Annotated in this window: 7 protein-coding genes and 1 pseudogene; 6 read left to right on the top strand and 2 right to left on the bottom strand. The window is 66.4% G+C overall.

From position 1 onward, the window contains the following. From Q0C59_RS08975 to kynA, 4 genes and pseudogenes are all read left to right on the top strand, one after another. Positions 1–105, top strand: a pseudogene (locus Q0C59_RS08975) (YkgJ family cysteine cluster protein); the annotation flags it as partial. 92 nt (positions 106–197) lie between these two features. Further along, positions 198–827, top strand: a complete 630-nt coding sequence (gene kynB / locus Q0C59_RS08970) for an arylformamidase (protein WP_291214257.1) — start codon at positions 198–200, stop codon at positions 825–827. Continuing rightward, positions 824–2,101, top strand: coding sequence for a kynureninase (kynU, locus tag Q0C59_RS08965; RefSeq protein ID WP_291214256.1), 1,278 nt, complete (start codon positions 824–826; stop codon positions 2,099–2,101). Before kynB ends, kynU begins: the two co-directional genes overlap by 4 nt. Before the next feature lie 2 nt (positions 2,102–2,103). Then, on the top strand, positions 2,104–2,967 hold the full coding sequence (kynA, locus tag Q0C59_RS08960; RefSeq protein ID WP_291214254.1) for a tryptophan 2,3-dioxygenase: 864 nt from the start codon (positions 2,104–2,106) through the stop codon (positions 2,965–2,967). Positions 2,968–2,973: 6 nt separating this feature from the next. Here kynA and Q0C59_RS08955 read toward each other — a convergent pair whose 3' ends face one another. Both Q0C59_RS08955 and Q0C59_RS08950 read right to left on the bottom strand, forming a co-directional pair. Further along, on the bottom strand, positions 2,974–4,851 hold the full coding sequence (locus tag Q0C59_RS08955; protein WP_291214259.1) for an Imm49 family immunity protein: 1,878 nt from the start codon (positions 4,849–4,851) through the stop codon (positions 2,974–2,976). Beyond that, positions 4,851–11,054 (bottom strand): hypothetical protein, encoded by a 6,204-nt coding sequence (locus Q0C59_RS08950; protein WP_291214252.1) that lies wholly within the window; start codon positions 11,052–11,054, stop codon positions 4,851–4,853. Before Q0C59_RS08950 ends, Q0C59_RS08955 begins: the two co-directional genes overlap by 1 nt. Between Q0C59_RS08950 and Q0C59_RS08945 the strand changes: the two genes are divergently transcribed. Together Q0C59_RS08945 and Q0C59_RS08940 are read left to right on the top strand one after the other, a co-directional pair. After that, complete coding sequence (locus Q0C59_RS08945; protein WP_291214250.1) at positions 11,013–12,515, top strand: hypothetical protein; 1,503 nt, start codon at positions 11,013–11,015, stop codon at positions 12,513–12,515. The two genes, Q0C59_RS08950 and Q0C59_RS08945, sit on opposite strands and share 42 nt — an antisense overlap. 96 nt (positions 12,516–12,611) lie before the next feature. After that, complete coding sequence (locus Q0C59_RS08940; protein ID WP_291214248.1) at positions 12,612–12,977, top strand: hypothetical protein; 366 nt, start codon at positions 12,612–12,614, stop codon at positions 12,975–12,977. Positions 12,978–13,466: the final 489 nt, after the last annotated feature.

The following is a 13,466-nucleotide window of genomic DNA, read 5'->3' as shown; positions in this document are numbered from 1 at the left end:
TACGAGTGGCGCCCCTCGCCCTGCCGCGAGTTCGAAGAAGGCAGCGAGGCCTGCACCCGCGCCCGCCAGCGCCACGGCCTGCCGCCGGTCGAAGGCGCCGACTGAACCCTCAGTTACTTCAGGTCTCAAGCATTTTTGAGGCTTGTTGGGATTAACCGACACCACGGGTTTTTTCACGGTGCTACCTTCACCGCTCCATGAAAAAACTCTGGGACATCTCCCCACCCGTGCACGCCAGCGCCCCGGTGTTTCCGGGCGACACGGCCTACACACAAACCTGGGTCGCCAGCATCGGCCCGGGCTGCCCGGTCAACGTGAGCGCCATCACGCTCTCGCCCCACGTGGGCGCGCATGCGGACGCGCCGCTGCACTACGACGCCCATGGCGCTGCCATCGGCGAGGTGTCACTCGATGCGTTTCTCGGCCCTTGCCGCGTGATCCACGCCATTGGCTGTGGCCCGCTCGTGAAGCCCGAGCACATCGCGCATGCCCTCGCCGACCTCCCCCAACGCGTGCTGCTGCGGGTGTATGAACGCCAGCCACAAGACGCCTTCGACAACGACCTGCCCGCCTTCGCGCCCGAGACAGTGGAACAACTCGCCGACCTCGGCGTGCTGCTGATCGGCATCGACAGCGCGAGCATCGACCCGGCCAACAGCAAGACGCTGGACAGCCACCAGACCATCCGCCGGCGTGGCCTGCGCGTGCTGGAAAACCTGCTGCTCGACGACGTGCCCGAAGGCGACTACGAGCTCATCGCCCTGCCCCTGAAACTCACCACCGCCGACGCCAGCCCCGTGCGCGCCATCCTCCGGGAACTCCCATGACCACCACCCTCCAAGACTGCCGCGCACTCGACGCGCAAGACCCGCTGCGCGCCCTGCGCGACCTGTTCCTGTTGCCCGAAGGCACCATCTACCTCGACGGCAATTCGCTCGGCGTGATGCCGCGCAGCGCACCCGCCCGCGTGGCCGACGTGGTCACTCGCGAGTGGGGAACCGACCTGATCCAGAGCTGGAACAAGAACGGCTGGTTCGCCATGCCCGGCCAAGTGGGCGACAAGATCGCGCGCCTGATCGGCGCCGCGCCCGGTACCGTGGTGGCCACCGACAGCACCTCCATCAACCTCTTCAAGGTGCTCTCGGCCGCACTCAATCTCAGCACCGCCGACCACCCGCAGCGCAAGCGCATCGTGAGCGAGCGCAGCAACTTCCCGACCGACCTCTACATCGCCGAAGCGCTGTGCAAGGAGCGTGGCTTCGAACTGGTGCTGGTCGAACCTGAAGAGATTGCCGCGGCCCTCACGCCCGAGGTGGCCGTGCTCATGCTCACCCACGTGAACTACCGCACCGGCGCCATGCACGACATGCCGGCCGTGACCACCGCCGCCCACGCAGCCGGCGCGCTCATGCTGTGGGACCTGGCGCACAGCGCCGGCGCGGTGCCGTTGGACCTCACGGCCGCAGGCGCCGACTACGCCGTGGGCTGTGGCTACAAGTACCTCAACGGCGGCCCGGGTGCACCCGCCTTCGTGTGGGTGAACCCGCGCCACACCGACCGCTTCTGGCAGCCCCTGGCTGGCTGGTGGGGCCACGCCACGCCGTTCGCCTTCACTGCGGACTATCAACCTGCGCCCGGCATCACGCGCTACCAGTGCGGCACGCAGCCCATGATCAGCCTGGCCGCGCTCGACTGCGGCGTGGACACCCTGCTGGCCGCTGAAGCGCTCGGTGGCATGGCCGCGCTGCGTACCAAATCGCTCGCACTCACCGACCTCTTCATCTCGTTGGTGGACGAACGCTGCCAGGGCCACGGCATTGGCCTCGCCACACCACTGGACCATGCGCAGCGCGGTTCACAAGTCTGTTTGACGAAAGACGAAGGCGCGTACGCGATCGTGCAGGCACTCATCGCACGCGGCGTGGTGGGCGACTACCGCGCGGGCGACTCTGGCAAGCACAAGGACATCCTGCGCTTCGGTTTCACACCGCTCTACATCGGCTTCGAAGACGTGTGGCACTCGGTCGAACACCTCAAACAGGTGCTTGAGAGCGGCGAGTGGAAACGCGCCGAATTCAACCGGAAACACGCGGTGACCTGAGCATGTGCCCGCACACCCATTCCGAACCGCAGAAGCCCGAAGACATCGTGCGCGAGGAAGGCGCCCAGCTCGACTTCAGCCGCGACATGAGCTATGGCGACTACCTGCAGCTCGACAGCATCCTCAGCGCGCAGAAACCGCTCTCGCCCGCGCACGACGAGATGCTCTTCATCGTCCAGCACCAGACCAGCGAACTCTGGATGAAGCTCATGCTGCACGAGCTGCACGCAGCCATCGCACACATCGCCGCCGACGAACTGCAGCCCGCCTTCAAGATGCTCGCGCGTGTTTCGAAAATCATGGAGCAGCTGGTGCACGCCTGGGACGTGCTCGCCACCATGACGCCACCCGAGTACAGCGCGCTGCGGCCGTACCTCGCGCAGTCCAGCGGCTTCCAGAGCCACCAGTACCGCTGCATCGAATTCGCCATGGGCAACAAGAACGCCGCCATGCTGAAACCGCACGCACACAGCCCAGAGCGGCTGGCTGTCGTGCAGGCCGCGTATGAAGCCCCTTCGCTGTACGACGAAGCCCTGCGCCTGCTCGCACGCCGCGGCATTACCGTGCCCACGAGCCACACCGAGCGCGACTGGACCCAGCCCTACGAGGCCAGCGACGCAGTCGAACAAGCCTGGCTGCAGGTCTACCGCAACCCCAAGGAACACTGGGACCTCTACCAGCTCGGCGAGGAACTCACCGACCTCGAAGACACCTTCCGCCTCTGGCGCTTCCGCCACGTGACCACGGTGGAACGCGTGATCGGTTTCAAGCGCGGCACCGGCGGCACGGGCGGCGTGAGTTATTTGCGCAAGATGCTGGATGTGGTGCTGTTTCCGGAGATCTGGCGGCTGCGCACCTCGCTGTAAGGCCACTCACCTCACTGAGGACTTGATCAGGTCGGCCAGCACGCGGTAGGGCTTGGGAAACCATGCCCAGTGGTCGTCCAGCCACACCAGTCCGTCGTACGCCATGCCTGCGCTCTTGCCCGGTGCGATCAGCTTCCAGGCCACCCACACGCGATGCGGATCCAGCAGCGGCGCAACGCTCCGGTATCCACCGGGAAAGTTCCAGGACAAGGCATTGTCATCAGCCAGCATGCCTGCAGGCGCAATGTTCAGTTTCAATTCGCTGCCCGGCAATGCAGAACTGATGCGTGGCGGCTCAGCCCAGATGGCCTCAAAAGCGGTGCGCGCCGCCTCGACATACTGCGGCAGGAACGCGCGCGCATAGTCCTCCGGTCGCGGCCGCAGTTGTGCCGTCAGGCTGCCGTCGCGGTCCTGCCCCAATGCGTGCAGCAAGGGTGTGAGCTGCTCGCGCAACAAAGCAATTCCTGCCATTGCCAGCGCTTCGGGCGGTAGGGCCGTGATCGCCTTTTCGACATCCCGCGCTGTCGATTCGATGGCGGCACTCTCAAGGTAGCTGATGCCGAACCATTCAGGTGCTTTCTCGTGAATCTGCATGCCCAGCTTGCTGTGCAAGGTGGTGGGATCGAAATCCCGAGCGGACTGCGGAAGACGCAAGGCAAGCGCGTTGCGAACTTCGCTTGCCTCGTCGAGATAGCGATGGCGTTCGTCGACATTCGCGTACGAATCACTGTCGCCGGACCTGGCAAGTCGCATCAGCAGATCATGCAAGTAAAGCAGTTGCCCGGCATCCAGCGCCAGCGGCCACCTGGAAGACTCCCCAGTCCCCACCCCACCCTGGCCGCCCAGTGCAAAGCGTGCCTCACTCTGTGGCAATCCCGGAACGCCATTGGCGCGATAGCTGGCCACCAGCACGCCGTCTTGATCGAGCACCTGATGCTCGCGCACATCACGCGAGAATCCCTGCAGATCAAGGAACCAGTGCGCCTCTGCGTCGTGCAGCAAACGCATCGGCGGGAAGTGATACACCAACGAGCAATCAACCGCCGCGGACTGAAAGAGTGCATCCGGAATTTGCGCTGATCGGCATGACACGCTGATGCTGCGGCGGCCAGCCAGTGCCATCAAACCCGCCAGCTCAAAAGCAACAAGACCCAGTCTTTCCCCCTGTCCAGCGCCATTTCCGTAGTACTCCGAACGTGCAGCAAGCGCCTCGGACCATGCGGCGTTCATCGCAACAGCATCTCGCCGGGCAAGTTGCAACGCACATTTCAAGACCGGCGCGCACACCTGTTCAACAAACAACGGGTCTGCAAACCGCAGATGTTCCCGGGACGCAGGCGCCACATTCGCGAGTGCTGTTTCCAGCAGACTCTCAGCGCCAGCATCATCCCGATAGAGTGCAGCCAGCGCAATGCAATATCCCGTCCAGAACGCATCGGCCGTCTGCGGCGATTCCTGGGATGCTGAAACGCTGAGTGGCGACAGCAACACTTGCAAGGCATCCGCATGCGCGGCGCAACTTGCGGTTGCCAGGGCCAGCGCCCAACGTGGCGCGCTCATCCCGGCACGATCAGAGAAACCGAAGTCGCGAGCGCCGCCATCAGACAAGCGGACGCTGACCGATCCCTGTCTGGACGTCGCGCACAAGGCGCCGGCAGCGCCACAGACTGCAGCGTCCGCCACGCTGGCCGCCAGCAGGTCGGAACGGCCTCCCGCAAGAGAGGCCAGTGCAGCGCGCTCGGCGCTCACCGTCAGCAATTCCGCCGCATCGTCGTGGTATCCGGCACCGAGCACGATACGACGCAAGTCCTCAACCCCAGCCAGCATGACCTCGGGCTGCTGCCACAGCATCGGGTTGCGGGGATCGGCTTGTGTTGATGACATCACGGCGTACGGCTCGTTGTGGGAGTCGAGGTCCGACCTGAAACAAGGTCGAACTTCTGTGCTTCGATCGGGCCAGGCCTGCCATCCCTGCCAAGGGGCTGGCGCACAACGTAGTAATCGACGGCGGGCGGATTGGCCCGCACGGCTGCCAGCAGCCGGGCGCCCAGGGCGTTGAGTTGACGGTCAGGCGGCATTCTTGGCCGCATCATGTCACGAGCAAGACTTTCAAGGTACTCCGGGGTTCCCTGTTCAGTCCGGCGCCCATCGGCAGTTCGGCGGAAGCCCAGATCAGCCTGCGGCCCCTTGGCCTCGATCAGGATCAAGCGACCACCGTTGTCGAACACCAGATCGGGCACGCCCGCACCGGTGCGCGTCAACGGAATGGCCGTGGGACCACCCAGCACATCCGCCGCGAATTTCTCAGCGGCACGGGTCCCCAGATCCTCACCTGAATCGCGGATGATGCGCATCTGGTTCGAGAGGTCATCCGGCGTGCGGCCGCTGGGCGCCTCACCACTGGGCAAGGGCCGTCCTGCCAGTTCGGCCTCGATGTCGTCACGCGCAGCCATGGCGTTGCGCTGTGTCTGAGCCAGGCCCTCCTGGACAGCATCACCGCGCAGCGTCACCCCTGCCGTTGGATGGTCGACGGCCTCGGCGCGAATGACACCAATCGATATGCCACGGATGCCGCCGTTGTCGGTGACAAACGCGCCGTGTACCCATTGGTTGAACAGTCGCCGCATGACGTCCGGACTGTCGCCATCGACCGTGCGGCAGGCGTTCAGGTAGGCGTTGCGGAACACCTCGAAGTCCTGGAAGTTTGGATGATCGCCAAAGCGCTGACGTGCAATTTCGGCCTCCATGCGATCGACGCGACCACGACCTCCTTCACGTACTTCGCGTTGCAGGCGTTGCCAGTTCCGCGTTGCGTTGTCGACCGCCTGATCGAGGAGCGCACGCGCAGCATCATCCGGTAACTGATCTCGCAGGGCAGCGATGCGCTCGACGTCCGGTCGGCCGGCAGACATCAGTCCGTCCTCGACCACCATGCGCGATGCGCGCTGCAGCATCTCGTCGCCGGTGCGTCCCAGCGTGCGTTGGTAGTCAGCCTGCCGCGCAAGCACAGACAGATCGTCGAAGCCTGTGCCCAATGGCTCCAGCATTGGATTGCGGCGTCCCGCTTCGACAAAATCACCCAGCAGGCGCGCGCCAGCAGATTCTGGTGGCATGGCTGCGCGGGCCAGCGCGGTGCGCGAAGGCGCTCCCTCGCCATGCACCAGACCCAGGTGCGCCACCAGACGGCCAGCTTCATCTTGCAGACGCGTCACGGCGGCACCATCACCCCGCGAGCGTGCCGCCTCGATCTGGCGCGCCAGTTGTTCGATCTCCGCAATCCGCCCACGGTCATGGCGCGACAGATGTGTGTTCACGTCCGGCGGTGTCGGCGCCTTGCCGCCGGGTCGCAGGGTGTCGGCACGGGCGTGCCGATTGAATCGAAGCTCCGCAAACTCGTGCGCCAGCGCCCGCTGGATCTGGGCTGGCGAGGCACGTTCGGACACGACGATGGTCACCCGGTCGCCGTTGCGTTCATACCTCGCAACCGGCACGCTGCCGTCGGGGTTCGGTGGCACATGGCCGACCTTGACCGTCGCCTGAAGTTCGCCCCCACCATGCACCGCGATCCGCAACACATTCGGGTCATTGCGCGTCGGCTGCACCATTCCGGCGAACTGTCCCTGCGGCCCGATCAGATCACGCACGGCAGCCGTCGCAGCGTCGTTCACCAGCTGCGCATGGTTGCGCTTGATGACCGAGCCTTCACCGCCATGGAACTGCGAACCCTCAATCGCAGCGGCCGTGGTGGAGTGGCCGCTTTCATCCACGTTCGGGCCGCGCACGTTCTGCGCCTCAGCTTCTGCGCGCACTGCATCCTCAAAACCGGGGCGTCGCGTCTCGGACTCGCTGGTCGGAGGAGGCATCGGGTTCGCCGCATCGGGAGCGTCTGCAGAGCGCGCAGCATCAGGCGAAGCAGGAGCGGCCCCCGTTCGCGCTGCGCTGTCCGGACTGCCGGCTGAGGCTGATGCTCTTCCGCCACCACCCTCTCCGCCGCCAGCGTCACCGCCGGTGGGCCGCGGGCCCGGAGCAGGCAGTTCGAACACGCGCCCGCTGCCCGGGATGATCATTTGGTTCAGCTCCGGAATCAGCTCCGGCGGGATCCCAAGCTGATCGTGCGCGAAGCGCACGTCCACCAGCTGCGGCACGCCGGTGACGTTGTCCGCGCCGTTCTCAGGCACCGCCGTGGAACGCATGGAGCGCGCCCACGCTTCGTCGACCTCGAAGGCGATGATGCGTGCATTACCTTCGCTGTTGTTCAGAACGAATTCGACAGCACGCTCGAAGGAGCCAAAGTTGAGGTGCGCGAATGCACCCCCTTCAACGGTGACATTGCCATCGGCATCAACCGTCACCAGCGAACGGCTGCGCTCGCTCTCGACGCGGAACACCAGACGACCGCCGTTCTCACCCTCCAGCAGCGGCCTGACGTCGCGCGGCTGCACCTGGCTGGTCGGATCGAATTGCGGTCCCGCGTCACCACGCGTGAGTCCGGAAAAATCATCCGGGAAATCATCCGGGCCCGGCAAGTCATCGGTGGCAGAACGGCGGCCGCTGGAGAACTCCGCTGCCTCGGCGCGCAGTGTTCCTGCCTGTGTTTCCAGCTCGGCCGCTTGCCTGGCCATGCCGTCGGCGCGCTCGCGCAAGGCGGCCGCGCGCCGCGGGTTGTGCGTATCGGCCATCAGCGCTTGCGCCTCCACGGCAATCGCATCATCCAGCAACTGGTTGGCTCGGGCCATGGTGGCATCGGCCTCTTGCGTCAAGGCACCTGCGCGTTGGCGTTGTTGCAGCGTCAACTCCCCTTCTGCCGCCGGACGCAGCGGCCTTGCATCGGCCCCCGGTTGATCGGCACCCACGCGTACCATCAAACGAGACTCCGCCGCAGCGAAGGCGGCGTCAATTTCGGCATCCGTCAGATTCGGGAATAGACGGTCGTCGTCCGGCCCACCGGCAGCACGGCGCGCAGAGGTATCAGCGGCAGCGGACTCGGTGGCATGCGGCGCCGGGGCATCGGTATCAGGCGTGCGCTGCGTTGCTGGATCAGACGTGGACGGTGGCGGTGTGTCTGGCTGGGGCTGGGGTGGCGGCACTGTCGCATCGGATTCGCGCACGGCGGCTGGATGCGGTCCATCTGCCGCAGGCAACGGCGCTGGCGTGTCGGCAGCAGCGGGACGCGGCGTGCCGTCAGCAGCATCGCTCCCGGCTGCGGCAGGCGGGCGCGTCGCGGCAGGCTCGGCAGCGTCCGTCGCATGCGGCAGCGGGATCGGTGCATCCAGCGGACCGCTGCTTGCAATGTGATCAAGGTTGATGGCCCGGCCCATGCGATCACTGCCGTTGCGGCCGTGCTGGTTCATGAACAGCAGATCGGCCGCTGCTGCACCAAGATCCGCCGAAGACATCGGCGGCAAACCCATCTCGGCACGCGCGCTGGCAATGGCGGTTTCGGTGCGGCGCGTGGTGCGGGCATGCACACGCGCGCCAAACGACTCGCCCGCCCCTTCGCCCATGCCCTGAATGAAGGCCTGTCGCCCGGCGGCGCCGATGTCAAGCAGGGCGTCGCCCGCGTCGCCACGGTACTTGCCCGCCGCACTGTCGTAAAGGATTTCGGTGGTGCGCCCGCCCATGGCACCAACGCTGGATACCGTGCCACGCGCCACGCTGCGCGCCGCAACGGCGCCGACATTGCGCATGACGCCACCGCCCGGTGTGGTGGTGACATTGAGTGCTTCGTCCAGCCCGCTGGCGGCGCGGCCCAGACCGCGTCCGAGCAGCCCCGCCGTGCGCGCCCCAATTCCACCCCGTGCGGCCAGCTCACGGGCACGCGCGCTGATGGCCGCGCCATTGCGCCCCAGCGCTTCGACGGAATTGCTGAGTGCCGCGGTTCCCGCGCCGGACAGTGCGCCCTTGAGCAAGCCCGAGAACAGCGCGCCCACCGCATCACCGCCGCTGCGCTCCCAGGTGCGCTCGTCGAAGGCTGCGCCAGCCACGCCACCGATGGAGCCGGTGATGGCGCCGACGATGATCTGATCGACCACCGGGTTGCCGGTAAACAGACGCGCCAGCGTGCTCAGCGAACGGCTGGCGGCGGACGCCGCGGTGGCACCCTTGGAGGCCACCTGGGCGGCGGCGCCAAGCTGCGCGCCGACACCCGCCGTCAGCGCCTGCACGGCCGTCATGCCGAGATCGACCGCCGCCTGCTCCCAACCATAACGGCCACCCTTGATGGCAGCGTTGGCCGCCATCGACGCCAGACCTGCCACCAGCGCCGCTGCGATCAGCGGCCCGGCCGCCCCGCCGGTAGCCACCGTGATGACGGCCGCCGCAATGGCGCCCAGGATGGCGATGCCGGTGGTGGCCACATCGGCAAACGCATCAATGCGTTTGGAATAGTTCTCGGCAACCGTCTGCGCGATGGCGGTGGTGGCCAGAAAACGGTCGCGATCCGGGCCGGTGTAATTGCCGGTACCCGCTGCAAAATTCGGCAACGCCGTGGTCAGCTCGCCACGCCTGCTGAACTCAATCGGGCCGCCCGCCAGACGTTCGATGCGCCGTTCGGTGTTGATCATGACGCGCTCGGCCAGCGTGCCTTCTGCCAGCCAGGCGCCAAAGGCACCGGTCTCGTGGCGTTGCTGATGCAGGGCGTAGGCGGCGTTTTCCAGGCGCTCCTGGTCGGTACGCGCCACGCCGCGCATGGCCCGTTCCATGCGCAGGCGGTCGTCGCCAGACAGCTCGGTGAAGGTGCCGCCCTCGCCATACACCCCCAACTCGGCATCCAGCGAATTGCCGGTGTCTGTCTGGAACTGGGTGCGCATGGCCGCGATCTCGTCGCGGTTCATGCGCTCGGTGAAACGGAACAGCAAGTCTTCGTTGGTGCCGCTGCGCGAATACATGGCGTGCTGCATGGCCAGCGACGCGGTGCGTGCCGACGGGCGTTCGTCGGTCAGCAGACCTTCGGCCAGATCGGCACCAATACCGTCGCTACCAAAGCGGTCGCGCAATCCGCCGATCAGGTTGCGCTGCGCGGCGGCGGCCTCATCGGCATTCGGCACGAATCCGGGCGCCATGACAGCGTCGTGGTCGACGGGTTCACGCGCTGCACCGCCCTCTTCGGCAGGCGCGTAATGCCCGGCCAGCAGCATGACGCGCGCCCGGTCACGGCGCGCCGCTTCGCGATTGCGTTCATTGGCGGCGCGCTCTTCCGGCGTGGCGTTCGGGCTGTCCGGCGTGAAACGCTCGTCGAACATTGCACGATCAATGTTCGTTGCGTTGGGTGGATCACCCATGCGCTGCATTTCAACGCCCAGACGGGCAGCGCGCGCCTCCAGGCTGCTCTCGCCATGGCGCAGCAAGGCACCGGCCAGATCGCGGTTGGCCCCGGCCATGCGCAAGGTGACGGTGTGCGGTTGTCCCTCGGGCCCGTGACCGCCGACGTACACCTCGATATCGCGCGTCACGTAGGCGACGGCGCGATCCTCGGCACTCATTGCCGAGATATCGGCCCCGGCCTCAGCGCCACGCGCCACATCGGCATCGCTCACGATGCCCCCGAGCGCTGCCACCACGGCAGTGCGGCGATCCTCTGCCGACATTTCCTCGTTGCTGCGCCAGTCGTTCTCGCCCGGTGCACCCGTGTCTTGCTCGATGGCGCTGTGCACGGCATCTGCATTGCCATCCCGCCGCGCGGCATCGACAGCATCGCGCATGCGGTAGGCGTCGGCCGCGGCGTAGTCACCGGCAATCAACGAATCGAAAACCTGCACATCGGTGCCATCCAGCGCGCCGCGCACATCCTCCATGATGGCCGGGTCGCGGCCCAGCGCAGCCAGATCATCCGGCGACAGCGCACGCATGGTCGCCTCGATGCGCGCTTCGTCGTCGTTGAAAAACCCGGTGGAATCAGCCAGTTCGCGCCTGGCGCCTTCGCGCGCATCACCACGCAGATAGGCGCTGGCAGTGGCGTAGTCGTCGCTGTCGGCCTCAAGGTAGTGCTGCAGGTGCGAGTCCAGCGTACCGCCGCCACTGCCCGGATAAACGGAAACATCCAGCGCATGCCCCTTGGCTGGCGTCAGTCCGCGCAGCACGGCAATCACGCCCTCTTCGTCGACCGATCCGGCAAAGCCGCCCTCGAACTTCTGCGCGACGTTGACCGAGCGTGTTTCCAGGTTGGTCTCGACCTGGGCACCTGTGCTGTCCAGCCGGTCGGCAAAAAAATCTTCCGCCAGTCCACGCTCGTTGGCATAGGCAATCTCGTCGTCGGCCTGTTCGGTCAGGCCCTTGGGCGCTGCGCCAGCACCACCGCCACCGCCCGACGCGGCAGCGGGGCCGCTGCTGCCACCGGCTGCACTTTCGCAGCTGCCGCAACTGGCACCGCCCCCTTCGCCACCGCCAACGCCACCGCCGCCACCGTCACCGCCGGCCGTGGTCGGTGGCTGGCCAGTCAATACCTGCGTCAGTGCGGCCTGCGCCTCGCCCTGCTTGGTGGCGATGAAACCTGCCAGGCGCACCGACAGCGGCTGCGCCCAACTCGCTGCCGCCTGCGAAACACTGCTGGCCAGCCCCGAGAACGCTGTCACCAGACCGTTCGCACTCTGATCAATCTGTGTGGTGGCCTGAGCGGTTTGCTCACCCATCGTCAGGTCGAACTGCGCGAGTTGCTCACTGTTCTGCTGCGCCAGGGTGCTGCGGCGTTCACCCAGACTGCCTTCCAGGCGGGCCAGGTTGCCATTCAGGCGTTCATCCATCTGCGCACCGGCACGGCGCGCGCTCTGCAGGATGCCAGGCGGCGCTTTCTCGGCGGTCTGGCTCAGGGCTTGCGCGCCTTTGTTCACGCTGCCGCGCAAGCTCTGCTCCAGCCCCAGCGCCCCGCGCCAGTACGTTGGCATGGCGCCGCGCGCAGCACCCTGCACGCCACCCACGGCGCCTTGCGATTCCTGCTTCAGACCCATCAGCGTGCCACGGGCCTGGCTGTTGAGGCGACTGCGCGTGGCCTGGCGCTGGGTATCTATCTGCGTCAGGTAGCTGCGTCGCAGATCGCGCAATGCCTTGCGGCCGTCGCGCGTCTGGTCACGCAGGGTGCCGCGCGCGCGCGTCAGCGCGCTGGCGACCGACGCTCGCCCCTGTTCGTTCACACGCGTGCGTTCCGTTTCCAGTGCATCGGAATAGCTGCAAGTCAATCCGCATACCGTGCTGTTGCGCGTGCTGTCCCACTCGGTGGTCTTGGCGGTGCTGCGGTCGATCAGCTCCGCAACAACGGGTTCGACCCATCCCGGAATGCGCGCCTGACGGGTCTCGTTCTTGGCGCCTTCCAGTGCATCCGGATCGCCGACGGGATAGTTGGTGGCACGCTCATCACGGAAAGCGTTGAGCGCAATCACTGCGTCGTCAGCAGCAAAAGTCACTGCGTCGATGGCGCTGTTGTATGCCGACTGATGACCGCTGACCAGGCCGCTGACAACCGTGCTGATACGCGCGGCAGCGGTGGTGTCATCGGCATTGATGAGGCCGTAGGCACTGCGACCGGCGGCTGCGATGGCTTCGGTCGTGTCCTGTGAGGCCGCATCCAGCGTCTGCTCGGCGAAGGATGCCGCCGACTCCACGCTAGCAGAAGCGCGCGCAGCCGCAGCATCCAGCATCGACAGGTCCGTGCCATGGGCCTGCATGACATCCTGGCTTTGGATGCCGTAGGCCTGCGCCATGTAGTTGGTGATCTGGTTGGCGCGGTTGACGAAACCCTCCTGCTCGCTGCGCGCGGTGTTGACCAGATCAAGATAGCCCCGCTTGGCCTTGTCGCGCGCCTCAATCTCGCTGCGCTTCTTTTCAGCAGGGTCGCTGTTGTCTCCGGCTGCCCGGCCCTCAGCCTGCTTCCCGTCACCCGGCTTGCCATTGTCCTGATCGGCTTTGGGCCTGCTGGCAGTCGCGCTGACCGAGGCTGGCGCAGGCATCGGCAGGGCATCGGCGGGCAAGGCCTGCGGCGCCTGCCAGTCTGGCGACAGTGCTTGCCATTCCAGCTGTGACGCCTCCAGCGGGATCTCGGCCTGTTCGATGAGCTCCGGCGGAATCTCCACCTCCTGTGCTTCTTCTCCCACTGCCCATCTGAAGCCGCGACGACGGGCAGCGCCCGCTGCGGACGCACCAGCCTCGGCTGCCGGGTCTTCGCCCTCTGCGGCTGCTTCTGCTTCTGCTTCTGCTTCTGCGTCGGTCTCATCGGCGGCAGCTTCGCGCGAGGCGGCGGCCTCCTCGTCGCGGTCGACACTTTCATCGCTGCGCGCTTCAGACACAGCCGCATCCGCATCGCGGCCAGCCACTGCGGCCGTGCTGCGCGCATTGGCTACCAGGGCATCGGCTGCCGGGGTGGGCGCTCGCTGCGGCAAGGCCGCAGGCGCGGCAGTGAATGCAGCAGGCAGCGGCTCCGAACCCTCATCAGAAGTCCTGCGCGCGCCCGGCGCGGCGGACGACATGTAGCGCGGCCATGCCTCCGCGGATTCTGTTGTCAGGCTGTCATC

The sequence above is a fragment of the Hydrogenophaga sp. genome (assembly GCF_022844385.1).
Classification (GTDB): domain Bacteria; phylum Pseudomonadota; class Gammaproteobacteria; order Burkholderiales; family Burkholderiaceae_C; genus Hydrogenophaga.
This window is presented reverse-complemented; position numbering and strand designations above follow the sequence as displayed.